Source organism: Bradyrhizobium sp. AUGA SZCCT0177 (assembly GCF_018130125.1).
Lineage (GTDB): Bacteria > Pseudomonadota > Alphaproteobacteria > Rhizobiales > Xanthobacteraceae > Bradyrhizobium.
On sequence record NZ_JAFCMA010000008.1, the window covers coordinates 192,494 to 217,904 of the forward strand.

Below are 25,411 nucleotides of genomic sequence, written 5' to 3' on the forward strand. Positions count from 1 at the left end.
ACGGAGACATGCTGGAATGCCGATGGACGCCCACGATATCGAATCGATGATCAAGGCAGCCATACCCGATGCCGAGGTGACGATCCGCGATCTGGCCGGTGACGGCGACCACTACGCCGCGACTGTGATTTCTGAGTCCTTCCGCGGCAAGTCGAGGGTCCAGCAACACCAGATCGTCTACCAGTCGCTCAAGGGGCAGATGGGCGGCGTGCTGCACGCGCTGGCGCTGCAAACCGGGGTGCCCGAAGGCTGACCGAACCTCGGAGGCGCGCCGATGGCGGCGGATGCACACGGCGCGCTGTTTCGACCGATCGTGCCGCACCAGCACAGCCGGGTGACCTACGCCGAGCTGTTCTTCGATCTCGTCTTCGTCTTTGCGGTCACACAGATCTCGCACAGCCTGCTCGGCCATTTCACGCCATTGGGCGCGCTGCAGGTCACGATGCTGTTCCTCGCGGTCTGGTGGGTGTGGGTCTACACCTCCTGGATCACCAACTGGCTCAATCCCGAAAAGACCCCGGTCCGGCTGCTGCTGTTTGCGCTGACGCTCGGCGGGCTCGTGCTCTCGACCTCGATCCCGAAGGCGTTTGACGACCGCGGGCTGTGGTTCGCGTTGGCCTATGCCGCGATGCAGGTCGGCAAGACCGTGTTCCTGTGGGTCGCGACGCCACCGTCGCGTCCCCTGGCGCGGATGAATGCGATCCGCATCACGTCGTGGCTGGCGTTGTCGGCGGTGTTCTGGATCGCGGGTGGCTTTGCGAAGGGCGAAACCCGGCTGGTGCTGTGGGGGATCGCGCTCGTCATCGAATATCTGTCGCCGGCGGTGCGGTTCTGGATACCCCGGTACGGCGCGTCTTCGGTCGCCGATTGGGTGATCGAGGGCGGCCACATGGCCGAACGCTGCGCGGGGTTCATCATCATCGCGCTCGGCGAATCCATCATCGTGACGGGTGTTACTTTTGCCGAGCTGACCTGGACGACCGAAAACGTCACCGCCTTCGTGTCAGCCTTTGTCGGCACCCTGGCGATGTGGTGGATCTACTTCAACAAGGGCGCCGAAGCCGGATCCGAGCAGATCTCAAAATCGAGCGAACCGGGGCGGCTGGCGCGGCTCGCCTACACTTACCTGCACATGCCGATCGTGGCCGGGATTATCGTCACGGCAGTGGCCGACGAACTCGTGCTGAAGCACCCGGGCGGTCATTCCGATCTCAGGACGGTCCTGAGCGCGACCGGCGGACCGCTGCTGTTCCTGATCGGGACGATCCTGTTCAAGCACAGTTTTCGCGGCTTTCTGCAGCTCTCGCACGGTGTCGGTATTATCGTGCTGTGCGGGCTGGCCTGGTTCGCGCACGACCTGTCGCCGCTATGGCTCTCGTTGCTCACGACCGCGATCATGGTGGTGGTCGCGGTGTGGGAATCAATCTCGCTCAGGTCCGACACGCCGGAGTAACGGCGTGTGCCGGTCGCGTGACCGGCACACAATCGCGAACTGCAAGCACTACTTCTGGGCGACGAGGTTCTTCAGGACGAGGTCGGACAACTGGACCACAAGGGCACGAAGCCTGACATTTTCCTCGATCAGCGACGCCAGCGCGGCGCTCACGTCGGAATCGGGTCCCTCGTCTTCATCGTCGAGCGCCGATGAAGGTCCGAAGCGGTGCTTCTGGTTCCCGGACGTCGGATACGCATTCCCCATAACTAGATCCCCTGGCACGAACTCACCCCAGCCAAGTCGTATGCGCAGGATTGGCTGAGTCGGCGTCAAAATTTGGACATTTCGAAGGGGAAACGACAGCGCTGCTGCAGCGAATTGCTGGCGTAGATTGCCGAAATTGCAAATTTGTTAAGCATTTGCTTTCATACGGATTACGAAGGTGCAGGTAGCGCGGCGGCGCGGACACCTTTTTTGCAAGTTAAATCTGACCAGCGCGGTCAACTCAGTTCCCACGGCATGCCCGTGGCCGAGAACGCGCGCCGATGAAACAAAGCGAAGCACGTGCCCTGATACTCCAGCAGTGGGATGACTGGATACTGACGCACGCGATCGATCCTGGCGGACCCACCGGCAAGGACTCGCTGCGATTCTTCTACGAGCTGCAGGACGACGGGTCGCCGCTGTTGGATTTCCAATCTCGCGGGCAGGACAAATGGCGCATCATTCACGGCTGGCTGCTCGGCGCCGGGCGATTGTCCGATCATTGGATGATGCCTTCGCCACGGATCATACCCACGCGCAAGCCGCGGTCGGCTCGCGGCAAGTCCGGGGCGAAAACGTGAAGCGGCCTCAGCTTGAAGCCGCCAGCGCGTGAACCGAGAACATCCCGCCCTTGTCGGTCCAGGATTCCCGCACCTTCCAGCCCGCCCCGCGCGCCAGTGCGGTGAAACGCTCGAAGCTGTATTTGTAGCTATTCTCGGTATGGATGCTCTCGCCGGGACGGAACGAGAAACTGTGCCCGAGCACGCGCACGTTCTGCGCCTTGCGGCTGATCAGGTGCATTTCGATGCGATGGCGGTCGCGATTGTAGATCGAGCGGTGGGTGAAGGCGGAGAGGTCGAAATTGCCGCCGAGCTCGCGGTTGATGCGCACCAGCACATTGAGATTGAAGCGCGCGGTGACTCCCGCTGAATCATTGTAAGCGTCGTAAAGCACGCGCTCATCTTTTTCGAGATCGACGCCGATGATCATCTGCGCGCCATCGCCGAGGATTTCGCGGGCGGTGCGCAGGAAGGCGCTGGCTTCATGCGGCTCGAAATTGCCGAGCGTCGATCCCGGAAAGAAGCCGAGCTTCGGCATATTGGCGATCTCGGCCGGCAGCGCAAACGGTGCAGTGAAATCGGCGGCCACCGGATAGACGTTGAGACCGGGGAAGTCCGTGCGCAGGGCATCGGCCTGCGCCTTGAGAAAGTCGCCGGATATATCAACCGGGACGTAGGCGCCGAAGTCGCTGCGTTCCAGCAGCAGGCGCGCCTTCGTGGTGGCGCCGGCGCCGAATTCCACCAGCGCCGCCCCCTTCGCGATGATCGCGGCAATCGCATCGCCGCGGTCGCGCAGAATGCCCAGTTCGGTACGGGTCGGATAATATTCCGGCAGCACCGTGATCTGTTCGAACAGCTCCGAACCCGTGACGTCGTAGAAATATTTCGGCGACAGCCGTTTCGGATGCTGTGCGAGGTTGCCGATCACGTCTTCCGCAAATGCGGAAGTCTGTTCGTCGAACTCGTGCGTTTGGGCCAAAGCGGGGGCGTGCACATTCATGATACTCTCCTGAACGCGCTTCCCGGCGCGCTTGATCATCGGTTGGGCATGATCTGGTTTCGAAAGGCGTTACGCGCCATTCCGGATCATGCTTGAGAAAAGTCAGGCGTAGTCTGCAAGGCGCAATCCCGTGAATTGCCAGCGGTGGTGCGGATAAAAGAAGTTGCGATAGGTGATACGGCTGTGTGCGGCCGGAGTTGCAAGCGAGGAGCCGCGCAGCACCAGCTGGTTGACCATGAACTTGCCGTTATATTCGCCGAGCGCGCCTTCGATGGCGCGATACCCGGGGTAGGGTGAGTAGGAACTGCGGGTCCACTGCCAGACGATGCCGAACGCATCGTTCAACAGGCCGCCACGTGCCGCGACTTCCCATTCCATCTCGGTCGGCAGATGCTTTCCGCTCCAGCGCGCGAACGCATCCGCCTCGTAATAACTGACATGGCTGACCGGAGCGGACGGATCGATCGGCTGCAATCCGCCGAGCGTCATGATCCGCCATTCGCCGTCGACCTGGCGCCAATGGCCGGGCGCCTGCCATTGCTCGTTGTTCACGGCGGCAAAACCGTCCATCAGCCATAGCGTCGCCGTTGCGTAGCCGCCGTCCTTCATGAAGGCGAGCCACTCGGCGTTGGTGACGAGGCTGCGGGCGAGTTTCACGGGGCCGACCAGCGCGCGGTGGGCGGGCTTCTCATTGTCGAAATGAAAACTGTCGTCGCTATGCCCGACGGTATGGATGCCTTCGTTGAGGGCGATCCATTCGTCATCGCCCCGTGTCGGGGCAGGGAAGCGCCACGCCGCGTCATAGGCCGGCGGGATCGGGTTCTGGGCGAAGGCGTGCAGGATGTCGGTCAGCATCAATTCCTGATGCTGCTGCTCGTGGTTGAGACCGACTTCGACCAGCGGTACCAGTCCGGTAAGGACGTCCTCGCGCGCGGTCTGGAAGAATTTGACGACGGCGGCATCGACATGGCGCCGATAGGCGGTGACTTCATCGGCGCTCGGCCGCGTGAGGTGACCGCGCTGGTGGCGGGCATGGCGGGGGCCGGCACTGACATAATAGGAGTTGAACAGGAAGGCGTAGTCGGGGTGAAAAACCCGATAGCCCTCGCAATGCTCGCCGAGCAGGAATTGCTCGAAAAACCAGGTGGTATGAGCGCGGTGCCACTTTGCCGGGCTGGCGTCCGGCATCGACTGGATCAGCTGATCCTCGGGGGACAGGGGTGCGGCCCGGCGCTCGGTCTCGTCCCGGACAGCGAGATAGGCGTCGACCAGCCGCTGGGCGAGGGTGCCGGAATCGGAGAAGAGTGACGGGGTGGGGGTGGCTAACGCGGCCGCGGTTACTGATTTCGTCACTGGTGGCTCCGGTTCGGGAGAGAACGTTTCTCTGGCAGACAGGTTCCTGACGGACAGTCCGTCCTAGATAGGGGTTCCCATCCGGGAAAAAAGCCTCCCGGCGCCATGATATTGATGCCATCAGACTATGAGCCGACCGGCCTTTTGGGCCCCCGCGTCAAGGCCGCGCATGCCAGCTCCTCGCCATTTTACTTTGGATGCACAACGGTTTGGGCTACATATATAGGCAGGATCGGGTTAAATCGGACGAGCCGGCCCGCAAGGCTTAGCCGCAGGGGACCGTGCCCCAAAAGGAAGCGAATATGAGCATCGAGCAATTCATCGACAACGAAGTGAAGTCGAACGACGTCGTGCTGTTCATGAAGGGAACACCGCAGTTTCCCCAGTGCGGTTTTTCGGGGCAGGTGGTCCAGATCCTCGATCACGTGGGCGTCGGCTACAAGGGCCTGAATGTTCTGGAGTCCGCCGATCTGCGCGACGGCATCAAAACCTACTCCAACTGGCCGACCATTCCGCAACTCTACGTCAAGGGCGAGTTCGTTGGCGGCTGCGACATCGTCCGCGAGATGTTCCAGGCCGGTGAACTGCAGCAGCTGCTGGCCGACAAAGGCGTTACCGTCAACACGGCGGCTTCAGCCTGAGTTCGACCGCGCGCCAGATCGGCAAGGCGCGGCTGGAAGTCATCGTTGCCGACATCACCAGCTTGCGCGTTGACGCCATCGTCAACGCCGCGAATTCGTCACTGCTCGGCGGGGGCGGCGTCGATGGGGCGATCCATCGGGCGGCTGGACCTGAGCTGTTGGCCGAGTGTCGCACCCTGAATGGTTGCGCGACTGGCGATGCCAAAATCACCCGCGGCTACCGGCTGAAAGCCCAACATGTGATCCACACAGTTGGACCGGTTTGGAACGGCGGTAACCTTGGCGAAGACGATTTGCTCGCCTCGTGTTATCGCCGCTCGATCGAACTTTGCCGGAAGCACGGTCTTGCCTCCGTGGCTTTTCCGGCGATTTCAACCGGCATCTATCGCTTCCCCGCCGAACGCGCGGCCGGGATCGCGGTCGCAACCGTGGTCGATGCGCTGGCCACGGCACCCGAAATGACCAGTATGATTTTTTGCTGCTTCTCCGAGGATAGCGCCCGCCTGCATGAATCGGCGCTGGCCGCCTTCGGGAGCCCTTGTGCCTGATGACAGGCGACCGCTACACTCCCCGGGCGAATTCCGGGGAGGGGTCCAATGAATTCACGTCAAGTGCTGTGCGCGTTCGTTGGTGGCGCGCTGATGCTGGGGGCGCCGCCGCTCGCCCGCGCTCAAGGCACCTTCGACATGCCTGCGGGAGCACGTTTCAATGAAGCAAAACTCGCCAAGATCAGCGAGTTCTTCGCGAACGAGGTCGCAACCGGCAAGATCGCCGGCGCGAATGTGCTGATCCAGCAGCGCGGCAAGCCGGTCTATCATCAGACCTTCGGCGTGCAGGACGTGGTCTCCAAGACGCCGATATCAGACAAGACCATCTTCCGCCTGTCATCGCTGACCAAAGCGATCACATCAGTCGTGGCGATGCAGCTGATCCAGGACGGCAAGATCAAGCTCGACGATCCCGTCTCGAAATACATTCCGTCCTTCGCATACATGAAGGTCGGGGTGGAGAAAAAGGCCGAGGACGGCAACAGGACGCTCGAACTGGTGCCGATGACCCGGCCCATTACCATTCTCGACCTGTTGCGTCACACCTCCGGCATCACCTATGGCTTCTATGGCGACAGTCTGGTGCGCAAGGCTTACAAGGAGGCCAACATCTATGCGGGCGAATTCGACCTCGCCGAGTTCGCCGAACGAATCGCCAAGCTGCCGCTGCACAACCAGCCGGGCGCGCTCTGGCAATACGGCCATTCCACCGACATCCTGGGACGGATCATGGAGATCGTGTCCGGAAAATCCTTGCTCGAGATCGAGAAGGAAAAGCTGCTCGATCCGCTCGGCATGACCGACACCGGCTTCTTCGTCACCGAACCGGAGAGGTTGCAACGGCTCGCCCAGCCGGTGCCGAACGACAGTGATTTCCGTGTCGGCCGCCAGTACCGGACCGAGGTTCGCCAGAAATGGGAATCCGCCAGCGGCGGCATGGTCTCGACCATGTCGGACTTTTCGCGCTTTGCGCAAATGCTGCTCAACGGCGGGACGTTCGAGGGCAAGACCTATCTCAGCCCGAAGACGTTCGAATTGATGGCATCGGACCATACCGGCAAGAGCTCCGGCGTCGAGCGGGACTATTTCTATTTTCCCGGTGACGGCTTCGGCATGGGGCTTGGGTTTGCCGTGCGCACCGATCCCGGCAACGCCAAGCCTCCGCCGCCGGGATCGCTGGGCGAATTGAAATGGGACGGCGCCTCGGGTTGCTACATGGTGATCGACCGCAAGCAGGAAATGCTTTTCGTATTGCTGGAACAGACTCCCACCGAACGGCAGCGCGTTCAGCGCACCCTCAAGCAGTTGGTTTATGAAGCGATGGAGAATTGACGGCGTGAGGCTCCGCGGTCTTTTCGTCGCGGCGCTGGCCGCATTCGTCGTCCTGGTCTCGTCGCATGTCGTGCGTGCCAGCGAGCCTGCGCCGGGCGCGGGAAGCTTTTCGCGCGAAGGCCTGACGCGCGTCGGCGACTATATCCGCAACGAAATCGCGACCGGCAAGATTCCCGGTGCGATCCTGCTGATCCAGCAGCACGGCAAGCCGGTCTATTTCGAGAGCTTCGGCGTCCGCGACGTTGCGACCAAACTGCCGATGACCGCGGATACCATCTTCCGCCTCTATTCGATGTCGAAGCCGATCACCTCGGTGGCGGCGATGATGCTGGTCGAGGACGGAAAATTAAAACTCGACGATCCCGTCTCGAAATACATCCCGGCCTTTGCGACGACAAAAGTCGGTGTCGAGAAGCGCGCCGACGATGGTACGCTGACGCTGGTCGAGGAGCCGCTCGAACGGCCCATTACGATCACCGATTTGCTGCGCCATACCTCCGGCCTGCCTTACGGTTACATGGGAGGAGGTCTCGTACGCGCCCGCTATGCCGAGGCTGGTCTCATCCGCCGCAACCTGACCAATGCCGAGTTTGCCGAGCAAGTCGCAAAACTGCCTTTGGTCGAGCAGCCAGGCACGCGATGGGACTACGGCTATTCCACCGACGTACTGGGTCGCGTGATCGAGGTGGCGTCGGGAAAATCCCTGCTTGAATTCGAAAGGGAACGCTTGCTCGGCCCACTCGGGATGAACGAGACGGCGTTCGTCGTCGCCGATCCGGCGATGCGGCCACGCATTGCCGAGCCGATGCCGACCGATCGCGCGATCAGCCCGGTCACCAACGTTCGGGATCCGATGGAGCCGAGGAGGATGGAGTCCGGCGGCGGCGGCATGGTGGGTACCCTCGGCGACTACGCACGCTTCGCGCAGATGCTGCTGAATGGCGGCACTTTCGAAGGCCGTCGTTACCTCAGGCCCGAGACGATCGCGCTCATGACGTCCGACCACATCGGTGCCGAAACCAAAATCGCGCGCGACTATGCTTACTACCCCGGCGAAACGAGCGGCTTCGGGCTTGGCTTTGCAGTACGCACGTCGGTGCCGCCGAACACGTCATGGCCGCTGGGCGAGTACCGTTGGGACGGCGTCGCGGGCACGTTCTTCTTCATCGATCCCAAGGACGATATGTTCGCGATCTTCATGGTGCAGACGCCATCGCAGCGCGGACGTATTCAGCTTGCATTGAAGACGCTGATCTATCAAGCGTTGGGGAGATGAGCGTTAGGCCCCGCGCACGATCTCGCGCACGAAACCGACCGTCTCCTCGATCATCGCGGCCGTCACATCGAGATGGGTGCAGGCGCGGATCCTGCCGTCCATCATCGCCAGCAGCACGCCGCGCTTGCGCAGAGCCTCGATCATCTTGTCACCCGGGATGCCGGCGCCATCCGGCTTGAAGAACACGAGGTTGGTTTCCGGCTGCTGCACCTCGACGCCATTGATCTGCGACAGCCCGCGCGCCAGCGCCCGCGCGTTGGCGTGATCGTCGGCGAGGCGGTCGACGTGATGGTCGAGCGCGTAGACGCAGGCCGCCGCGCAAATGCCGGCCTGCCGCATCGAGCCGCCGAGCCGCTGCTTCCAGCGCCAGACATTGTCGATGAAATCGCGCGAGCCGGCGATGGCGCCGCCGACCGGCGCGCCGAGGCCTTTGGAGAAATCGATCCAGGCCGAATCCCAGCCCGCAGCCATGTCGCGCGCGGAAATGCCTGACGCGACGCAGGCGTTCAAGAGCCGCGCACCGTCCATATGGGTGACGAGCCCGTTGGCCCTGGCGATTTCGACGACCTCATCCAGCGCGGCCTTCTTCCAAATCGTGCCGCCGCCGATATTGGCGGTCTGTTCGACGCTGACGACGGTTTGCGGCGGCTGGTAGCGCGAGCGTGGGTGAAGCGCGGCCCGAAACGTCTCCGGCGAGAATTGCCCGTCGTCGCCCGGCAGTGGCGTGATCTGGAAACCGCCGAGGGCGGCATGCGCACCACCTTCGCGGGCGATGATGTGCGCGCTGACATGCGCCAGGATCTCGTCGCCCGGCCGGCACCAGGACAAGGTCGCCGCGACGTTGCACATGGTGCCCGACGGCATGAACACGGCCGCCTCCTTGCCGAGCAGGTCGGCGACGCGTTCGCAGAGCAGATTGACGGTCGGATCGTCGCCGATCTGTTCGTCACCAACCTCGGCCCGCGCCATTGCCTCGCGCATCGCCGGCGTGGGGCGGGTCTGGGTATCCGACAGCAGATTGATACGGACCGGCGCTGCCTTGGGATCGCGCGGAGGAGGGGTGTAATAGGTCATTGGCTGGCTCTCGGTAGTTGCAAGACGGCGAGGAGAGGAGGGAATTATCTGAAGCGCAGATTTTCGCGTGACAACTGGTCGATCGATCTACACCCCATCAGCTTCATGTCGCGCTCGATCTCGGCCCGCATCAGGCCGAGCGCACGCTCAACGCCGGCCTGGCCGGCTGCCGCGAGAGGATAAAGATAGAAGCGGCCGACGCCAACAGCTTTGGCCCCCAGCGACAATGCTTTCAGGACATGGGTGCCACGCTGGATTCCGCCGTCCATGATGACGTCGATCCGGTCGCCGACGGCATCGACGATTTCAGCCAGTTGATCGAACGCCGCCCGCGAACCGTCGAGCTGCCGGCCGCCATGGTTGGACAGGATGATTCCGGTGCAGCCGATCTCGACGGCGCGTTTGGCATCGGCCACCGACATGATGCCTTTCAGGCAGAATTGTCCGTTCCATAGCTTCACCATTTCGGCGACGTCGTCCCAGGTCATGGAAGGGTCGAGCATTTCGGTGAAGTAGCGTCCGATCGACATGGCGCCGCCGCTCATATCGACGTGCTCGTCGAGCTGAGGCAGTTTGAAGCCCTCATGGGTGAGATAGTTGATGCCCCACATCGGCTTGATTGCGAACTGGGCCATGCCGGCAAGCGTCAGGCGGAAGGGAATCGAGAATCCGGTACGCAAATCGCGTTCGCGGTTGCCGCCGGTGATGCTGTCCACCGTCAGCATCATGACGTTGACGCCGGCTTGCTTCGCCCGCTGCATCATGGCGCGGTTGAGGCCGCGATCGCGGTGAAAATAGAACTGATAGACCTGCGGCGTATCGTGCGCCTTGCGTAATTCCTCGAGGCTGACCGTGCCGAGCGAGGATACCCCGAACATCGTGCCGTACTTCGCGGCTGCTGCGGCCACCGCGCGCTCGCCGGTATGGTGGAACAGGCGCTGCAGCGCGGTCGGGGAGCAATAGACCGGCATCGCCAGTTTCTGGCCCATGACGGTCACCGACATGTCGATGGCCTCCACGCCGCGCAGGACGTTGGGGACCAGATCGCAGCGCTCGAAGCTTTGGGTATTCCGGCGCAGCGTTGCCTCGTCGTCGGCGGCGCCGTCGATGTAATTGAAGATCGGGCCGGGCAAGCGCTGTTGCGCCAGCTTGCGGAAATCGTGGAAGTTGTGGCAGTCGCTCAGGCGCATGGGGCGTTCCCATTGGGGGCAGAAAAAAGGCCCCGGTTTTCCCGGGGCCTTTAATAACTCGAAAATGCGTTCCGATCAGCGCGAATAGAATTCGACGATCAGATGCGGCTCCATCTGCACCGCGAACGGCACGTCCGACAGTGCCGGGATGCGGGTGAACTTCGCCGTCATCTTGGAGTGATCGGCCTCGATGAAGTCGGGCACGTCGCGCTCGCCGAGCTGGACGGCTTCCAGCACCGGGGTGAGCTGCCTGGAGGATTCCTTGATCTCGACGACGTCGCCGGGCTTGACCTTGTAGCTCGAAATGTTGACGCGACGGCCGTTCACCTTGATGTGGCCGTGGTTGATGAACTGGCGCGCGGCGAACATGGTGGCGACGAACTTGGCGCGATACACCACGGTGTCGAGGCGGCGCTCGAGGAGGCCGATCAGGTTTTCACCGGTGTCGCCCTTCATCCGGCCGGCTTCGACATAGATGCCGTGGAACTGGCGCTCGGAAATGTTGGCGTAATAGCCCTTGAGCTTCTGCTTGGCGCGGAGCTGCACGCCGAAGTCGGACAGCTTGCCCTTGCGGCGCTGGCCGTGCTGGCCGGGGCCGTATTCACGGCGGTTCACGGGGCTCTTGGGGCGGCCCCAGATATTCTGGCCCATACGGCGATCGATCTTGTATTTCGCCTCACTGCGCTTAGTCATCGCGTCCTCTTGATAAGTTTGGGTTTTGAGGAGACGCGCCCTCCTGTGCGCCGGGAACTTCCCGGTGCCGACAGGTCCGCCTCGAAAGCTTCAAGGAGAACCACGGGTCGCGAAACGCAACGCGGGCCGAAAACGGCCCGCGAGCAAGCGGGTTATTAGGGAGAAAGCGCCGTTCTGTCAATGAGAAGGGCACGTCATTCCGGGGCGCGAAGCGAACCCGGAATCTCGAGATCCCCCTGGGGGTGCAATTGCACCCCTGAGGTTCGCTTCGCCCCCGGGATGACGGCCAAGAAGCCGTCAAGTCGCGACCGCCCGGACCGCTTTTGGCTCGGTTTGCTGCCGATTCGAGCGCAATTCGCCGGCGATTTCGGTGTTCAGCACCTGTTCCAGCCGATTCAGCACCTTGGCGATCAGGGCGGCATCGGTAATCCGGTGGTCCCAGCGCAGCACGACGTCGATCGTCTGGTCCGGTTTCTCGACCCCGTAGCTCAGGACGAACGGGCCCGGGCTCAGGGCGTGGAGCTGGCCGGCGCCATAGGCGGCCACGGACGTGACCCCGAAACTGCCGAAATAATTGGCGCGCTGGCGGCCGAAATTGAGCCCGATCGCCCAGAACAGCCGGCGCAGCGGCAGCGGCAGCCGGGTCGTGCGCAAGATTTTCCGGAACGCCGGCACCTGTTCGATCGGCGCCTCCTTGGCATGCCGGATCATCGCATCGACGTCCGCGAGCGACATTTCATCGGGGGCGGTGACCTTTTGCGGCAGCACGCAATCCTGGCCGTCTTCGACGCGCGCGATCGCCACCATCGCGACGCTGCGCGGCAGTTCGTAGAACGCAGGCGTTGGCCATTTGACGTAGAGCGTGCGCAGCACCGGTTGCTCCTTGGCGACCAGCGCGAACGCCTTGACGAAGATCGCCGCCCAGCCCGGCCGCACGGCGGCCTGCGCGCGGGCCTCCAGCAGCCCGCGGATATTGAGCGGCCGCGCCAGCGAGACAAACGGCACGCGGTTCGACGCATGCATGAGGTCAGCGATGAGACGGCGCGGCAATGTTATTTTTCGAACCGTTCCGCGCATGGCTCCGCTCAACTTCCCGCAATCAACAAATCAGAAAAACCGGCGGGCCCAACGACCCGCCAATCCCCTGATGTAGCACGAACCGGCCGGTTTGACGCCAGAGCCTTTCCGTTTCGATTGCATCGAAACGGGGTTCTGGGTCCTTATTTTTGACGCGTTTTCTTGACGCGAACCGGGTCCACCCACGGATCAAGTCCGAGGGCATGCTTCGCTGGAAAACGCTACAGCCTTATGGCGCCGGTTTGGCCAATGGTTCGCCCGCCTTGACGACGTAAACCCCAAGCACTTTGAAGGGCTTGTCGCCGGCCTTGGCGTCGTGAACGGCGCCTTCCGGGATCTGGTAGGATTCGCCGGCCTTGATCTTCACGGGCGGCTTGCCGTCGATGATGAGCTCAAGCTCGCCCTCGAGCACATAGCCGGTCTCGGCGCCGGGATGGGTGTGGCGGCCGGCCGCGCCGCCGGCAGGCACTTCCGCAATCGCGGTGACGGTGTTGTAGCCGGGCGGGAAATCGAGTTTTTGCAGCGGGGTGCGCTTGATGCCGCTTTGCTGGGCAATCGCGACCCCGGCGCCGGCGAAGGCAATGACGGTCAGTCCGAGCAGAATTTTCCTGATCATGATGTTTGTTCTCCCTGTCGGAAAAGACTAGCAGCGACACCGCGGTGGGCAAAGCGGGACGGGCAGCTAGACTCTTGTCTTGACGCGTTTTCTTCACGCGAACCGGTATCCACTTCGCTCGAAAACGCTCTATCGCTTGATTCCCTCAAAGCTCGCGGCGATGCCGCGTTGAAACAGCGACCAATCGAAGCCGAGCGCGAGCGCCACATACCCGCGCTCGATCATTTTATTGGCCTGTTCGGCGGATCGCGCGACGCCGCCGATCGGCACGCCGCTCTTGAGGATGCCTTCCTCGGCGCGCTGCATCAGCGCGACCACCTGGGGATCGTCGGGCAGGCCACGCTTGTTGATGGAGGTCGCAAGGTCGCCGGGGCCGATCACCGCAAGGTCGATGCCTGGCGTTGCCATGATCTCGTCGATGCGGTTGACCGCCTCGACATGTTCGATGGTGATAATGCAGATCATGTCATCGTCGGCGGTCGCCATGTAGTCCGGCATCGACACGCCCCAGCGGAACGGCGCGTGAAACGCGCCCCACAGCCGGTCGCCCTTCGGCGGATAGCGCACGCTGCGCACCGCCTTTTCGGCGTCCGCAGCGCGGCAGATCATCGGAAAATTGATGCCGAGCGCGCCGATGTCCATCGGCGCCTTCGCCAAATGCGGCTCGTTGGCCGCGATCCGCACCATCGGCACGCAGGGCGTGCCTGAAGTGGCCGTGATCATCGCATGCGCGGAGCCGAGATCGATCGGGCCGTGTTCGAGGTCGACGATGATCCAGTCGATCCCGGTGCGGGCCATGATCTGCACCGTCTGGATCGAGGGGATGGTCGCGATGGCGCCGAAGGTCGGGCGCTTCTCGCGCCATTGCTGACGGAGACGGTTGAGCGGCGTGAGGGAGGCGGAGGTCAATTGCAAAGCTCCGTTGGGCGGGCAGGGTGTATGCACGGCGATCAGAGTAACGGTGTAGCATCCTCTCGTCGTCCCGGCGAACGCCGGGACCCATACGCCGCGGCAGTCATTGTTTGCAGAAGGTCTCTAACGCCACCGCTCTCACCGATGGGCCGCGGCGTATGGGTCCCCCGATGCGCAATTGCGCATCTGAGCTCAAGGCCGGGACGACGGCAGTGTTTGTCATTGCACCATCATCCAAACGCAACTTCGCGATCTCGCGACGCAATGCGCCCGAGGTTTGCTGTAAACTTCCCGCCCTCCAATGAGAGGGCGCAGGGAAGACCGGGTGCGCGCTGCACCCGCGGTCTCGCGTGCGGTTTGCACAAAACAAAATGCACACGAGCATACAGGGCAGCGGAGAACACCCGGCCTTCCCTGCGCAATGGCTTTACGGCTTATGCCGTGATCTCCCCGGAGACGAGTTCTTGGTTGACTCCGTCGCTGCCGTTCAGCTCTCGCCTACCCGACAGCTTGACACCAGCAACGGGCGCCAGGACCACACGGTTTTGCCGTACGCTTATCCACGCCGTCGTCGAGGCGTAAACCAGCGTCCACCGCAACCCGCCCAACGCCCGTGACGACGGCCGACGCCCTTCTGAGTAGGACGGGATGGCCAAACACATACCTCTGATTTTCCTTCTGGTAAACAGAAATATTTGCTATTTCAGGGCTTGACACGATTTCCGAATATCGGAACTGATTTGCCCGTCGGGTTGTTTTGTCGCACCTGCTGCCGCACATCCGTCATTGCGAGCCACCGGGTCGCGCGAATGCGCGCCCGATGACAGGCTCCGCGAAGCAATCCATCGCGCTGCGCACGCGGAGAGATGCATTGCTTCGTCGCTTCGCTCCTCGCATTGACGGCGAAAACTTATGAAGCCTGCGACAGGCTTCGTTCTCGTGCCGGCGAATACTCCACCGGCACCAGCCAGCGATCCTCGATCTCTCCTACCATCAGTCCATGCTCCGCGTGCGTCACACGCTTGATTTCGGACCATTCGGCATCCGCCATGAAGGCGGACCATGCCGCAGTCTTGGTCGCCTCATCGGGCCATTCCAACAAATAGGCAAACTCGGTTCTGTCACCCTGTTTGGTTTCCCACATCGCGACGATACGAAAGCCGAATTTGGTGCGCATGATACGCGCCGCGTGATCGCGAAAACGGTTATGGAATGCGGCCTTGTTCCGTTCGAAGATTTCATAGATGCGAAGTTGCTGGATCATGCTCAGATCTCCCCTTGCGCCGGAGATATGATCGCGGGGTTGCCTGTCAACTGCCCGATCCACAGCATCCCGCGATCGGTTCCAGCAAACAACGGGACACTCACAGCCCGTCGGGCGGAATGCCTGACGTGCTGGCCGCCACCGGCCGGGCGCGGACCCGTTCGCGGTAGAACGCGTAGAGGCCGGACGAGACGATAATCGAGGCGCCAAGCAACATCATGGCATCAGGCTTGTCGCCGAACATGAAATAGCCAAGCAGCATGGCCCACAGCAGCGCCGAATAGCGGAACGGCGCTACCGCCGAGATATCGCCCGATCGCAGCGCCACGATCATGCATTGATAGCCGATCAGCACCAGCACCGCAGCCAGCGCCAGCATGCCCAGCGCGTGATTGGACGGCGGCGTCCAGCCGCCGAGCGGAAACAGGATGACCGCGCCGGCCGATGTCACCGTCACCGTCATCAACAGCGTGATGAAAAGCGAGGGGATTTGCGCGGGTATTTTCTTGGTGGAGAGGTCGCGCAGGGCGCAGAACGCCACCGAGACCAGCGCCAGCAGCGAAAACTGGTTGAAGCCGGCAATTCCCGGCCGCACGATGATGAGCATGCCGACAAAACCGGCTGCGATCGCCAGCCAGCGCCGCCAGCCGACCGGCTCGCGAAACACTAGCGCCGCGCCGAGCGTGATGGCGAGCGGCAAGGCCTGAAAGATCGCCGAAGTATTGGCCAGCGGCAGATGCGTGAGCGCCGCCATGAACGAGATCGTGCCTCCGACCTCGCCGACGACGCGCAGCGCGACCGGCTTGGTCGCGACCGCGCGCAAGGGGCGCAACGCGCGCTGATGGAATGCGAGCGCTGCGACCAGCACGATCGCGAACAGGCCACGCACCAGCATCACCTGGCCGAAATTGATTTCTGCCGACACCGCCTTGGTGATGGAGTCGTTGATCGTGAAGGCCGCCATGGCGGTGGCCATGATCAGGCTGCCGCGGATATTTGGGGAGAGAGCCAAGATGGATTCCAGCGAATCGTGGATCGTAGGGTGGGCAAAGCGACAGCGTGCCCACCATTAGCAACAACGATCTGGAGAGATGGTGGGCACGGCGCCAACGCGCCTTTGCCCACCCTACGGATGCAATGAATGAAACATGGCGCGATCCGGATGGACCGCGCCATGTTGCAAATTATTTCGCGCCGGCCTTCTGCGCGTATTCCCAGGAGGCCTGCGACAGCGGCACCGTGCGCTTCGCCGACTCGATGGCCTTGGCGTTGGCCGCGGTGCCGTCGCGGATCCGGCCCGCAATACCCTGCGTGATGCCCGCAAGGCGGAACAGATTGTAGGAGAAGTACCAGTTCAGGTCGGGGACCTCGGTACCGGTCACGTTGCAGTAGATCTGCGCGGCCTCTTCCATGCTCGGGATGTTCAGCGCCTTCAGATCGGCGTTGGCGAGGCCCGGCATGGTCCATTGCATCAACAGGTATGTGAAGTCGGCCATGGGATCGCCGAGCGTCGACAATTCCCAGTCCAGCACCGCCTGCACGCGCGGTTCGGTGGAATGGAAGATCATATTGTCGAGGCGGTAGTCGCCGTGGACGATCGAAACGCGCTTCTGCTCCGGCACGGTCTTCGGCAGCCATTCGGCGAGCTTTTCGAATTCCGGAATGTGCTGGGTTTCGGAGGCACGGTATTGCTTGGTCCAGCGATCGACCTGCCGCGCAAAGTAATTGCCGGGCTTGCCGAAATCGCCGAGGCCGATGGCCTGCGGATCAAACAGGTGCAGTTTTGCAAGCGTCTCGATCTTGCTGGTGAAGATCTTGTAGCGGTCTTCCGGCGTCTGGGTCGGCAGCGTGGGATCCCACAGCACCCGCCCCTCTTCCATCGACATGATATAGAAGGCCGAACCAATCACGCCGTCGTCGGTGCAGAGCGCATAGGCCTTTGCAACCGGAAAACCCTGCTTGCTCAGCGCGGCGATCACGCGGAATTCGCGATCCACCGCATGCGCCGACGGCAGCAATTTGCCGAACGGCCTGCGGCGCATCACATAGGATCGTTCCGGCGTATTGAGCCGGTAAGTCGGGTTGGACTGGCCGCCCTTGAACTGCAGGACGGTCAGTGGTCCCTGATAGCCTTCAACGTTTTCGCGCATCCACGCATCGAGGCGCTTTTCATCGATACGATGACGCTCCTCGACTTCCTTGGTGCCTGAAAACTCTTCGTCTTTCCTAACGCCGTCCGCCACGATGACGCTCCCTTACTTTATCATCCGTCATTCCGGGGCGATGCGCAGCATCGAACCCGGAATCTCGAGATTCCCCGGTGCGCAACTCCGCACCTGTGGTCTGGTCCTACGGACCATCCCGGAATGACGGCGGGGAGAACGCGCTCCCATTTTGTTACTGCTTAGTGCGACGTGTTTGCATACTTCCGAAGTTCAAGTCTGGCAATGGCGCGATTGTGCACCTCGTCCGGACCGTCAGCCAGGCGGAGCGTACGGATATGGGCATAATCCTTCGCCAGGCCGGCTTCGTCGGAGACACCGCCGCCGCCATAGGCCTGGATGGCATTGTCGATGATCTTCAACGCCATGTTGGGCGCGGTGACCTTGATCATTGCGATCTCGGCCTGCGCGGTCTTGTTGCCGACCTTGTCCATCATGTCGGCAGCCTTGAGGCACAGCAGGCGATTCATCTCGATGTCGGCGCGCGCTTCGCCGATACGCTGTTCCCACACCGAGTGCTCGATGATCTTCTTGCCGAACGCGGTGCGCGAGGCCAGCCGCTTCACCATCTTCTCAAGCGCTTCCTCGGCCTTGCCGATGGTGCGCATGCAGTGATGGATGCGGCCCGGACCAAGACGGCCCTGCGCGATCTCGAAGCCGCGACCCTCGCCGAGCAGGATGTTTTCCGCAGGGACCCGAACGTTTTCCAGCAGCACCTGGGCGTGGCCGTGCGGCGCATCGTCATAGCCGAACACCGGAAGCATTTTCTCCACCTTGATGCCGGGGGTATCGAGCGGAACCAGGATCTGCGACTGCGCCTGGTGTTTCGCCGCGTTCGGATCGGTCTTGCCCATCAGGATCGCGATCTTGCAGCGGGGGTCGCCGACGCCTGACGACCACCATTTGCGGCCGTTGATGACGTAGTGGTCGCCATCCTTTGCGATGCGCGTTTCGATGTTGGTCGCGTCCGACGACGCCACCGCGGGCTCGGTCATCAGGAAGGCGGAACGGATTTCACCGTCCATCAGCGGCCGCAGCCACTTCCGCTTTTGCTCCTTGGTGCCGTAGCGGATAAACACTTCCATGTTACCGGTATCCGGGGCGGAACAATTGAACACTTCCGAAGCCCAGGAGATGCGGCCCATCTCTTCCGACAGCAACGCATATTCGAGGTTGGTCAATCCCGCGCCGCGGAATTCGTCATCCTCATGCGCGTTCGGCGGCATGAACATGTTCCAAAGGCCTTCGGCCTTGGCCTTCTTCTTCAGATCCTCGAGGATCGGAATGACCTTCCAGCGCGGTCCCTCCGCATCCTGCTTGTCGTAGATCGGCACCGCGGGCCGAACATGCGTTTTCATGAACGAACGAACGCGGTTGAGCCATTCGGTCTGGCGTTCTGACATATTGAAGTCCATGGGACGCTCCCTTCTGAAGATATTTGCTGGCTTTTGAAACCTTTGGCGGCACTGTCTGCCCGCCCCTCGTGCGCCGCAAGAGATTTGCTGGCTTCGATGGAGGCGGATTGACATTTCCGGCCCTTCAAACGATAGTTTCATACACACGTTTGAAATGCAACTCCCCAACAGGGGACCAGATATGGCGTCCGATCATACCCGCTCCGCCATTCTCGCCGCCGCCGAACGGCTCTACGCCGATCGCGGTTTTGGCGATGTGACATTGCGCGACATTGTTGCCGAGGCGAACGTCAATCTCGCCGCGGTGAATTATCATTTCGGTTCCAAGGACGAGTTGATCGCGGAATTGTTCGTGACCCGCAGCCTTGCCACCAACCGCGAGCGGCTCAACGAACTGAAGGCGGCCGAAGAAGCCGGCGGCGGCCGCGCCTCGATCGAGGCCATCATGCATGCGCTGGTCGGCCCCACCTTGCGCGGCTGCCTCGGCCCTGACCGCGAAGGCTCGACCGCGGCGCGCTTCATGATCCGCGCCTCGATCGAGTCAGTGCCGCCGATCCGCCGCATCAAGAATCGCGAGGTCGATCATTTGCGGAAATTCGTCGCCGCAATGCGCCGCTCCCTGCCCGGCCGCGGCGATGCCGAGCTCTATTGGGGTCTGCATTTTGCACTCGCGATGTCGCACCACACGATCCGCGAAAAGGAGCGGCTCACAAAACTGTCGGAAGGCCAATGCGACCTCAACGACGTGAATGCGATCGTCGAACGCGTGGTCGCGGTGTCGGTGATGGCGCTGACGGGCGGCGAGCCCGCAAAGAAAGCGCCGGCCCGGTCCATGGCGCCGCCCTATGGCCGGCTGACCCGGCAGGACCTGTGAGCGGGCGCGCGTCCATTCGCGCTTCCTTATCCGCTTGAGGTGCGCAAACCGCATATCGTGAACCTGAGCATTTCAACGAGCCGCCGTGAACCAAATCTTCAGCTTGCCTGCACATGATCGCGTGCGACGCAGCGAAGTTTTCGGCGGCAAGCATGTTGGAAATCGCAGTAGGGATGATCGCCTTGTTGGCCGGCGCTTTGCTTGGCGGGGCCGTGGCCGTAACTGCGCGCCGGCGGTACCGGCGGGACGGCGACGTAAAGAAGCTGCTCGTTTCCCTTGTTGCAGCGATCGTTGCGCTCGTAACTGCCTTGCTGACCCATTTCGTCGTCTTGATTAATATTTACCTGCCGACAGGCGGCTTTTCCGGCGTCACGGGCGGCCGTGTGCTGCTCGTTTATTGCTCAAGCCTTCTGTCGGTGCCGGTCGGTATGGCCTGGGGATGGGTGCTGAGCTTCGTTGGCAGCCCGGCCGATGCGACAGGACAAGAAAGAGCGTCCGGTTTGGTCGTTCGCGGTTTGGCTTTCTCCCTTTTCGCCACAACCGCCCTGGCCATCGTCGCCCTCGCTGCAAGGCTCGCTGGGCATGGCCACGACAACACGATCGGTCCTCCCGGAATCGCGGCCGCTTTTGTGTTTCTCGGCCTCATGATGCTCTGGGCCGTCGGGATCACAACGAACTTCCGCAACATGAGCGCAGGACGAGCGGTGCAGCGGGTTGGCGCCGGATTCGCCAGCTCGGTGATGCTGGCATTGGGCATCTTCATTGCGGCCGTTGCGGTGGAAAGCCTGTTTCCGGGTTTGACGCGCCTCGTCGAAGCATGGAACGTCTTGATCTTCTTCTACCCCTTCTACCTGGGTGGATCGTTTGCGCTCGCAGCGGTTTTGTTTTTCTTCGGCGGCAGAATCTTCGCCAGAACATGGTCCCGGCTGTCGCTTGCCTGGTAAGACCGGCTGTTCACATCATCGCCACGCAGTCGATCTCGATGTCGAACGGCCCGGTCCATTCCGGGATGCAGACGAAGATGCGGGCCGGCGGGTCCTGTGGAAAGTAGCGCCGGTAGACCGAATTGACGGCCGCAAAGTGCCTGGCTGAGGTGCAGTAGATGTTGCACTTCATCACATTGTCCAGCGATGCGCCCGCGGCCTCCAGACAGCGTTTCATCTGCTCGAGAACCAGTTCGGTCTGGCGCTCGATCGGAACACTGAGGATTTCGCCGGTCTGGGGATCGAACGGCGGCAGGCCCGAGACAAAGATCATGTTGCCGGCGCGCGTGACCGGCGATGCCGGAGGCGCACCCCACCTCTCGAGAAAAGACGAGATCGGTTCGACGCGGAGGGCTTCTCGTTTCATGGCGGCACCTTCGATTGGCGGATCGACGGCGCAAGACTAACGTCCTCCGCCGCGATCATGCTTCGAAGTTGATCGAAATGTCGCTGTTTCGCCTACACGATCTTCTGCGCCTTCAGCGCCTCGACCTTGGCGTCGTCATAACCGATCGTCGCCAGCACTTCCCTGGTGTGCGCGCCGAGCAGCGGCGGCGCGCGATACTCCTTCACCGGCGTGCCAGAGAATGCGATGGCATTGCGGATCAGCGACAGTTCGGGCTCGAAGGGATGATCGACCTTGACCCGCATGCCGCGCGACTGGACGTGCGGATCCGAAAACACCTGCTCGAAATTGTTGATCGGACCGGAGGGCACGCCGGCCTTCTCCAACTCGTCCAGCCAGTACGCCACCGGCTTCTTCAGGAACAGTCCGGCGAAGATCGCCATGATCTCCTTGCCGTGCACGACGCGGTCGTTGTTCTTGAGGAATCTTGAATCGGTCGCAAGCTCGGGGGCGCCCAACACGGCGCAGGTGCGCGCGAACTGGCCGTCATTGCCGACCACCAGCATCAATTCGCCATCGGTGGCGCGGAACACGCCGGCCGGCATGCCGCCATTGCCCCAGGTGCCGCGCCGCGGCGGCGTCACGCCGTTGACGAGATAGATCTGCAACCAATGCGACAGCGAGGCGATCACGGTGTCGAACAGGCAGACGTCGACATGCTGCCCCTCCCCGCCATTGACCTTGCGGTGAAACAGCGCAGAGAGAATGCCGATCGAGGTGTTCATGCCGGTCATGTAGTCGACGATCGACGGGCCGACCTTCATCGGCCCCTCGCCGGGCTCGCCGTCGATATGACCGGTGACGCTCATCAAGCCGCCCATCGCCTGCAAAATCGCGTCGTAGCCGGCGCGCGGCGCGTAAGGCCCGGTCTGGCCGAAACCGGTCACCGAGCAATAGATGATGCCAGGATTGATCGCCTTGATCGATTCATAATCCAGCCGGTAGCGCTTGAGATCGCCGACCTTGTAATTCTCCATCATCACGTCGCAGGATTTTGCGAGCTCGCGGATGATGTCCTGGCCTTCCGGCGAGGCGATGTTGACGGTGACCGACTTCTTGTTGCGGTTGGCGCACAGATAGAACGAGTTGTTGTTGTTGGCCTTGCCTTCGGGGTCCTGCAGGTATGGCGGGCCGAAAGCGCGCGCATCGTCGCCGCCGCCGGGACGCTCGATCTTGATCACCTCGGCGCCGAGATCGCCCAGCATCTGCGCCGACAAGGGCCCCGCCAGCACCCGCGTCAGGTCGAGAATTTTGATGCCTTCGAGTGGCAGAGCCGACATGAAACTTCCTCCGAAACTTTTGATTTGGTGGCGCCGGAATGTCCCCCCGGCGCGCGATGCCCAGCCGATACACTATTTTGCGGCCATGAGCCCTGCATTCGCGGCATGCAGCCATCCGCCTGTGGCTTGTGGCGCGCCGAAACGCCTCAGCCCGGCGCGTTGAACGTCCGCGCAAAAAACACCGGGGATCTCGCCTTCTTCAGCCGGTAAAGCTGGGCCGGCCGGTTCGGCCCCTTGCGCATTTTGGCCACCGGCTCGATCAGGTCCGCCGCCAGCATCCGGGTGCGGAACGCGCTCTTTTCCAGCGGGCGGTCGAGCACGATCTCGTAGACCCGCTGCAGATCCGGCAGGGTGAATTCCGGCGGCATCAGATAGGCCGGCAGCGAGGTGTACTCGACCTTGCTGCGCAGGCGCTGGACCGCCGCCTCCAGAATATCGGCGTGGTCGAAGGCAAGCCTGATCCTTGGCTTGCCCGAACCGACGGCAAACCACCGCCCGTCGGCGGCGCCAGGGCCGCTCGCGGGCAAATCGGGCATCAGCGCGAAATAGGCGTGGGTCGCCGACCATCCGCGGGGATCTCGGCCCGAGCTTCCCCAGCTTCCCAATTGTTCGAGATAGGGACTGACCATGCCGGTCTTTTCCCTGAGCTTGCGGACCGCACAGGCTTCAAGGTCGCGGTCCTTCTCGATGTCGACGAAACCGCCCGGCAATGCCCAGGAATCCGGAAACGGCTCGCCCTCATTTGCCGGGCGCTGGACCAGCAGGACCTGGAGCGCATCGTCTCGGATGGCGAAGATGACGACGTCGACCGTCGTCAGCGGCCGCGGAAAATCCAGCGCCCCCGGGTTGCCCGACCTTGTTCCCCGTCCCTGTTCCATGCCCGCATCCGTGTCCCATGAACCTTTTTGCCGCCGGGCTTGACAATAGCATACTTAGTTGTACTGTCCAACTTACTTAGTTGCCCAGACACACTTACGAACGCGAACTAGAAGAAGGAGTACACGCCATGTTCGGCATCCGGTTCATCAAGGCACAGCCGACGACCTACCTGATGAAATACCGCGGCGGCGCCGTGACCCAGGAAGGCGCCGGCCTCTCGGGGTTCTATTACTCCCCGGTCACTTCGCTGGTCGCGGTGCCGATCGGCAGCCGCGACGCCGCCTTCATCTTCGAGCAGATCGCCCGCGACTTTCAGGCCGTCACCATCCAGGGCCACGTCACCTATCGCGTCAGTGATCCCAAGCGGGCGGCGGCCATGCTCAATTTCACGCTCAAGAAGGACGGCAAGAATTACGAGTCCGACGACCCCGAGAGACTGCCGCTGCGGATCCTCGGCACCGTCGAGGTGCTGGCGCAACAGGTGGTGAAGGACCTGACGCTGAAGGAAGCGCTGCAGGCCTCCGACCGGATCGCCGACATTATCGCGACAGGGCTCAAGAGCCGCGCCGACATCGCGTCGCTCGGGCTGGAAATCCTCGGCGTCTCGATCCGCGCGATCAAGCCGACGCCGGACACCGCCAGGGCGCTCGAAGCCGAGGCGCGCGAGGCGATTTTGCGAAACGCTGACGAGGCGATCTTCGCCCGACGCAATTTCGCGGTGGAACAGGAACGCGCGATTCGCGAGAGCGAACTCGACACTGAAATCGCCGTCGAGCAGAAGAAGCGCGCGATCCGCGAAACCCAGATGGACGCCGAGGCCAGCGTGGTCGCCAAGCAGAACGAGTTGCGCGAAGCCGGCATGGTCGCGGACATCACGCTGGAGGGAAAGCGCGGGGATTTCGTGGCGCTCAACGCGGAAAACACCAGGACACTCGCGGACGCCGAAGCTTACCGCGTCGGCGCGCTGATGAAGATCTTCGAGGGCGTCGATACCAGGGTGATCCAGGCGCTCGCCGCCGCGGGCATGCAGCCCGGCCAGTTGATCGCGCAGGCGTTCGGCGGGATCGCCGAAAAGGCCGAGCGGATCGGCCAGTTGAACGTCTCGCCGGAACTGCTCAACGCGCTGATGGAGAAGCCCAGGGAGACCACGCATGTCCGCCGCCAATGACCGCAAGGTGGTGCTGGTCACCCGCAAGACGCGGCTGGAAGATCTGATCGCGAAATACCTGACGGCCGCGCAAGCGAGATTCTATGTCGAGCATCTCGGCGCCGACTTCTCCGACTATCAGCGCGAGCACGACGTCTATCAGGCAGAGCGGCACCGCACCGTGCAGACGCTGGAGCAATGGGGCCGCTACCAGATCATCGACCGGAGTTTTCTGCCCAACTTCCTGTTCGGCCCCGCCGACATCGTGGTCGCGCTCGGCCAGGACGGCGTGGTCGCCAACACCATGAAATATCTCGACGGCCACCCGCTGATCGGCCTCAACCCGGACGCAAGGCGTTACGACGGCATCCTGCTGCCGTTCGTGCCGGACGATCTCCCTGCCCTGCTGCGCGAGGTCGCCACTGATAAGCGCGGCTTCAAGGCGGTGACCATGGCCAGGGCCACGCTGACCAACGGTCAGGTGCTCCATGCCGTCAACGAGCTTTTCATCGGCGCGCGCACGCACACATCGGCGGTCTATGAGATCGCGGCCGGCGATCACAAGGAGACGCAGTCGTCGAGCGGCCTGATCGTCGCCACCGGTCTCGGCTCGACGGCGTGGTTCAAGAGCATCGTCACCGGCTCGCTCGCCATCGCCGGCGCGTTCGGCGGCCAGACGGAGCCCGCGTCCTATCCGGCGCAAGCCTGGGATTCCCACGCATTGCGCTTCGCCGTGCGCGAACCGTTTCCGAGCCGCACCTCGCAGGTCCATCTGGTCTATGGCGAGCTGACAGGATCCGAGCGGCTCAGCGTCCGCTCCCTGATGCCGGAAAACGGCGTCATCTTCAGCGACGGCATCGAAGCCGACCGCCTGGAGTTCAATTCGGGGACCGAGGCGCAGATCACCGTGGCCGATCGGGTCGGCCGGCTCGTCGTGTGATGGGAAGCCCCGAAGGCCAAAGCCTTCCTG

27 protein-coding genes are annotated in these 25,411 nt (G+C 62.5%); 11 read left to right on the top strand and 16 right to left on the bottom strand.

All coding sequences use genetic code 11. The annotated features are described in order from the left end of the window. Positions 1 to 16 precede the first annotated feature (16 nt). A complete protein-coding gene (locus JQ597_RS12120) occupies positions 17 to 253 on the top strand; it encodes a BolA family protein (RefSeq protein WP_057838868.1) in 237 nt (78 codons plus the stop codon). Positions 254 to 274: 21 nt separating this feature from the next. After that, on the top strand, positions 275 to 1,453 hold the full coding sequence (locus JQ597_RS12125; RefSeq protein WP_212264385.1) for a low temperature requirement protein A: 1,179 nt from the start codon (positions 275 to 277) through the stop codon (positions 1,451 to 1,453). 48 nt (positions 1,454 to 1,501) lie between these two features. Here the strand turns inward: JQ597_RS12125 and JQ597_RS12130 are convergent, their stop codons facing one another. Beyond that, the gene (locus JQ597_RS12130) at positions 1,502 to 1,699 is read right to left on the bottom strand and encodes a hypothetical protein (protein ID WP_212264386.1); all 198 of its coding nucleotides are present in this window, start codon (positions 1,697 to 1,699) and stop codon (positions 1,502 to 1,504) included. Positions 1,700 to 1,980: 281 nt separating this feature from the next. Between JQ597_RS12130 and JQ597_RS12135 the strand changes: the two genes are divergently transcribed. Then, the gene (locus JQ597_RS12135) at positions 1,981 to 2,280 is read left to right on the top strand and encodes a hypothetical protein (RefSeq protein WP_212264387.1); all 300 of its coding nucleotides are present in this window, start codon (positions 1,981 to 1,983) and stop codon (positions 2,278 to 2,280) included. 7 nt (positions 2,281 to 2,287) lie between these two features. On the opposite strand, the gene egtD is transcribed toward JQ597_RS12135, so the two are convergent. Together egtD and egtB are read right to left on the bottom strand one after the other, a co-directional pair. Beyond that, a complete protein-coding gene (gene egtD, locus JQ597_RS12140; RefSeq protein WP_212264388.1) occupies positions 2,288 to 3,259 on the bottom strand; it encodes an L-histidine N(alpha)-methyltransferase in 972 nt (323 codons plus the stop codon). A 102-nt stretch (positions 3,260 to 3,361) separates the two neighbouring features. Next, the gene (egtB, locus tag JQ597_RS12145; protein WP_212264389.1) at positions 3,362 to 4,612 is read right to left on the bottom strand and encodes an ergothioneine biosynthesis protein EgtB; all 1,251 of its coding nucleotides are present in this window, start codon (positions 4,610 to 4,612) and stop codon (positions 3,362 to 3,364) included. 302 nt (positions 4,613 to 4,914) lie between these two features. Here egtB and grxD point away from each other — a divergent pair, with 302 nt between their 5' ends. Genes grxD through JQ597_RS12165 form a run of 4 tightly spaced genes read left to right on the top strand, consistent with a single transcriptional unit; the run spans position 4,915 to position 8,409 of the window. Further along, a complete protein-coding gene (gene grxD, locus JQ597_RS12150; protein ID WP_212264390.1) occupies positions 4,915 to 5,253 on the top strand; it encodes a Grx4 family monothiol glutaredoxin in 339 nt (112 codons plus the stop codon). Further along, entirely contained in the window at positions 5,250 to 5,801 is a 552-nt protein-coding gene (locus tag JQ597_RS12155; RefSeq protein WP_212264442.1) for an O-acetyl-ADP-ribose deacetylase, read from the top strand. Before grxD ends, JQ597_RS12155 begins: the two co-directional genes overlap by 4 nt. Positions 5,802 to 5,849: 48 nt before the next feature. Further along, positions 5,850 to 7,133 carry a serine hydrolase domain-containing protein gene (locus JQ597_RS12160; RefSeq protein WP_212264391.1) on the top strand — a complete coding sequence of 428 codons (1,284 nt, stop codon included), beginning with the start codon at positions 5,850 to 5,852 and terminating at the stop codon, positions 7,131 to 7,133. Further along, on the top strand, positions 7,114 to 8,409 hold the full coding sequence (locus JQ597_RS12165; protein ID WP_212264392.1) for a serine hydrolase domain-containing protein: 1,296 nt from the start codon (positions 7,114 to 7,116) through the stop codon (positions 8,407 to 8,409). Before JQ597_RS12160 ends, JQ597_RS12165 begins: the two co-directional genes overlap by 20 nt. Positions 8,410 to 8,412: 3 nt before the next feature. On the opposite strand, the gene JQ597_RS12170 is transcribed toward JQ597_RS12165, so the two are convergent. The 10 genes from JQ597_RS12170 to JQ597_RS12215 all read right to left on the bottom strand — a co-directional run bounded on the left by JQ597_RS12170 (position 8,413) and on the right by JQ597_RS12215 (position 18,872). Then, positions 8,413 to 9,483 (bottom strand): threonine aldolase family protein, encoded by a 1,071-nt coding sequence (locus JQ597_RS12170; protein ID WP_212264393.1) that lies wholly within the window; start codon positions 9,481 to 9,483, stop codon positions 8,413 to 8,415. A gap of 44 nt (positions 9,484 to 9,527) precedes the next feature. Then, positions 9,528 to 10,673, bottom strand: a complete 1,146-nt coding sequence (locus tag JQ597_RS12175; protein ID WP_212264394.1) for an alpha-hydroxy acid oxidase — start codon at positions 10,671 to 10,673, stop codon at positions 9,528 to 9,530. Positions 10,674 to 10,748: 75 nt separating this feature from the next. Next, on the bottom strand, positions 10,749 to 11,366 hold the full coding sequence (gene rpsD / locus JQ597_RS12180) for a 30S ribosomal protein S4 (protein WP_192734154.1): 618 nt from the start codon (positions 11,364 to 11,366) through the stop codon (positions 10,749 to 10,751). A gap of 297 nt (positions 11,367 to 11,663) precedes the next feature. Then, positions 11,664 to 12,443, bottom strand: coding sequence for an acyltransferase (locus JQ597_RS12185; RefSeq protein WP_212264395.1), 780 nt, complete (start codon positions 12,441 to 12,443; stop codon positions 11,664 to 11,666). 229 nt (positions 12,444 to 12,672) lie between these two features. After that, positions 12,673 to 13,059 carry a cupin domain-containing protein gene (locus JQ597_RS12190; RefSeq protein WP_192734152.1) on the bottom strand — a complete coding sequence of 129 codons (387 nt, stop codon included), beginning with the start codon at positions 13,057 to 13,059 and terminating at the stop codon, positions 12,673 to 12,675. A gap of 129 nt (positions 13,060 to 13,188) precedes the next feature. Continuing rightward, on the bottom strand, positions 13,189 to 13,968 hold the full coding sequence (locus JQ597_RS12195) for an HpcH/HpaI aldolase family protein (RefSeq protein ID WP_212264396.1): 780 nt from the start codon (positions 13,966 to 13,968) through the stop codon (positions 13,189 to 13,191). 913 nt (positions 13,969 to 14,881) lie between these two features. After that, positions 14,882 to 15,235 (bottom strand): NIPSNAP family protein, encoded by a 354-nt coding sequence (locus JQ597_RS12200; RefSeq protein WP_212264397.1) that lies wholly within the window; start codon positions 15,233 to 15,235, stop codon positions 14,882 to 14,884. Between the two features lie 100 nt (positions 15,236 to 15,335). Next, positions 15,336 to 16,247: a DMT family transporter gene (locus JQ597_RS12205; RefSeq protein WP_212264398.1), complete on the bottom strand. Its 912-nt coding sequence runs from the start codon at positions 16,245 to 16,247 to the stop codon at positions 15,336 to 15,338. 172 nt (positions 16,248 to 16,419) lie between these two features. Next, on the bottom strand, positions 16,420 to 17,478 hold the full coding sequence (locus JQ597_RS12210) for a phosphotransferase family protein (RefSeq protein ID WP_212264399.1): 1,059 nt from the start codon (positions 17,476 to 17,478) through the stop codon (positions 16,420 to 16,422). A gap of 161 nt (positions 17,479 to 17,639) precedes the next feature. Next, positions 17,640 to 18,872, bottom strand: a complete 1,233-nt coding sequence (locus JQ597_RS12215; protein WP_212264400.1) for an acyl-CoA dehydrogenase family protein — start codon at positions 18,870 to 18,872, stop codon at positions 17,640 to 17,642. A 181-nt stretch (positions 18,873 to 19,053) separates the two neighbouring features. Here JQ597_RS12215 and JQ597_RS12220 point away from each other — a divergent pair, with 181 nt between their 5' ends. Both JQ597_RS12220 and JQ597_RS12225 read left to right on the top strand, forming a co-directional pair. Next, complete coding sequence (locus JQ597_RS12220; RefSeq protein WP_212264401.1) at positions 19,054 to 19,746, top strand: TetR/AcrR family transcriptional regulator; 693 nt, start codon at positions 19,054 to 19,056, stop codon at positions 19,744 to 19,746. Between the two features lie 152 nt (positions 19,747 to 19,898). Then, on the top strand, positions 19,899 to 20,690 hold the full coding sequence (locus JQ597_RS12225; protein ID WP_212264402.1) for a hypothetical protein: 792 nt from the start codon (positions 19,899 to 19,901) through the stop codon (positions 20,688 to 20,690). A 10-nt stretch (positions 20,691 to 20,700) separates the two neighbouring features. Here JQ597_RS12225 and JQ597_RS12230 read toward each other — a convergent pair whose 3' ends face one another. The 3 genes from JQ597_RS12230 to JQ597_RS12240 form a co-directional block, all read right to left on the bottom strand. Then, entirely contained in the window at positions 20,701 to 21,096 is a 396-nt protein-coding gene (locus tag JQ597_RS12230) for a RidA family protein (RefSeq protein ID WP_212264403.1), read from the bottom strand. Positions 21,097 to 21,188: 92 nt separating this feature from the next. Then, positions 21,189 to 22,415 carry a CaiB/BaiF CoA transferase family protein gene (locus tag JQ597_RS12235; RefSeq protein ID WP_212264404.1) on the bottom strand — a complete coding sequence of 409 codons (1,227 nt, stop codon included), beginning with the start codon at positions 22,413 to 22,415 and terminating at the stop codon, positions 21,189 to 21,191. 146 nt (positions 22,416 to 22,561) lie between these two features. Beyond that, positions 22,562 to 23,293: an NUDIX hydrolase gene (locus JQ597_RS12240; protein WP_212264405.1), complete on the bottom strand. Its 732-nt coding sequence runs from the start codon at positions 23,291 to 23,293 to the stop codon at positions 22,562 to 22,564. A 128-nt stretch (positions 23,294 to 23,421) separates the two neighbouring features. Here JQ597_RS12240 and JQ597_RS12245 point away from each other — a divergent pair, with 128 nt between their 5' ends. Further along, entirely contained in the window at positions 23,422 to 24,462 is a 1,041-nt protein-coding gene (locus JQ597_RS12245) for an SPFH domain-containing protein (protein ID WP_212264406.1), read from the top strand. Further along, on the top strand, positions 24,446 to 25,381 hold the full coding sequence (locus tag JQ597_RS12250) for a diacylglycerol kinase catalytic domain-containing protein (protein ID WP_212264407.1): 936 nt from the start codon (positions 24,446 to 24,448) through the stop codon (positions 25,379 to 25,381). Before JQ597_RS12245 ends, JQ597_RS12250 begins: the two co-directional genes overlap by 17 nt. Positions 25,382 to 25,411 lie beyond the last annotated feature (30 nt).

Bases quoted from the DNA above. Each gene is read 5' to 3' on its own strand.
- JQ597_RS12130 (WP_212264386.1), bottom strand. From the start codon at position 1,699: ATGGGGAATGCGTATCCGACGTCCGGGAACCAGAAGCACCGCTTCGGA.
- JQ597_RS12135 (WP_212264387.1), top strand. From the start codon at position 1,981: ATGAAACAAAGCGAAGCACGTGCCCTGATACTCCAGCAGTGGGATGAC.
- JQ597_RS12235 (WP_212264404.1), bottom strand. From the start codon at position 22,415: ATGTCGGCTCTGCCACTCGAAGGCATCAAAATTCTCGACCTGACGCGG.
- JQ597_RS12225 (WP_212264402.1), top strand. From the start codon at position 19,899: ATGTTGGAAATCGCAGTAGGGATGATCGCCTTGTTGGCCGGCGCTTTG.
- JQ597_RS12230 (WP_212264403.1), bottom strand. From the start codon at position 21,096: ATGAAACGAGAAGCCCTCCGCGTCGAACCGATCTCGTCTTTTCTCGAG.
- JQ597_RS12185 (WP_212264395.1), bottom strand. From the start codon at position 12,443: ATGCGCGGAACGGTTCGAAAAATAACATTGCCGCGCCGTCTCATCGCT.
- JQ597_RS12200 (WP_212264397.1), bottom strand. From the start codon at position 15,235: ATGATCCAGCAACTTCGCATCTATGAAATCTTCGAACGGAACAAGGCC.
- JQ597_RS12165 (WP_212264392.1), top strand. From the start codon at position 7,114: ATGAAGCGATGGAGAATTGACGGCGTGAGGCTCCGCGGTCTTTTCGTC.
- JQ597_RS12175 (WP_212264394.1), bottom strand. From the start codon at position 10,673: ATGCGCCTGAGCGACTGCCACAACTTCCACGATTTCCGCAAGCTGGCG.
- JQ597_RS12160 (WP_212264391.1), top strand. From the start codon at position 5,850: ATGAATTCACGTCAAGTGCTGTGCGCGTTCGTTGGTGGCGCGCTGATG.
- JQ597_RS12245 (WP_212264406.1), top strand. From the start codon at position 23,422: ATGTTCGGCATCCGGTTCATCAAGGCACAGCCGACGACCTACCTGATG.
- JQ597_RS12240 (WP_212264405.1), bottom strand. From the start codon at position 23,293: ATGGAACAGGGACGGGGAACAAGGTCGGGCAACCCGGGGGCGCTGGAT.
- JQ597_RS12170 (WP_212264393.1), bottom strand. From the start codon at position 9,483: ATGACCTATTACACCCCTCCTCCGCGCGATCCCAAGGCAGCGCCGGTC.
- grxD (WP_212264390.1), top strand. From the start codon at position 4,915: ATGAGCATCGAGCAATTCATCGACAACGAAGTGAAGTCGAACGACGTC.
- JQ597_RS12250 (WP_212264407.1), top strand. From the start codon at position 24,446: ATGTCCGCCGCCAATGACCGCAAGGTGGTGCTGGTCACCCGCAAGACG.
- egtD (WP_212264388.1), bottom strand. From the start codon at position 3,259: ATGAATGTGCACGCCCCCGCTTTGGCCCAAACGCACGAGTTCGACGAA.
- JQ597_RS12220 (WP_212264401.1), top strand. From the start codon at position 19,054: ATGGCGTCCGATCATACCCGCTCCGCCATTCTCGCCGCCGCCGAACGG.
- rpsD (WP_192734154.1), bottom strand. From the start codon at position 11,366: ATGACTAAGCGCAGTGAGGCGAAATACAAGATCGATCGCCGTATGGGC.
- JQ597_RS12215 (WP_212264400.1), bottom strand. From the start codon at position 18,872: ATGGACTTCAATATGTCAGAACGCCAGACCGAATGGCTCAACCGCGTT.
- JQ597_RS12120 (WP_057838868.1), top strand. From the start codon at position 17: ATGCCGATGGACGCCCACGATATCGAATCGATGATCAAGGCAGCCATA.
- JQ597_RS12190 (WP_192734152.1), bottom strand. From the start codon at position 13,059: ATGATCAGGAAAATTCTGCTCGGACTGACCGTCATTGCCTTCGCCGGC.
- JQ597_RS12125 (WP_212264385.1), top strand. From the start codon at position 275: ATGGCGGCGGATGCACACGGCGCGCTGTTTCGACCGATCGTGCCGCAC.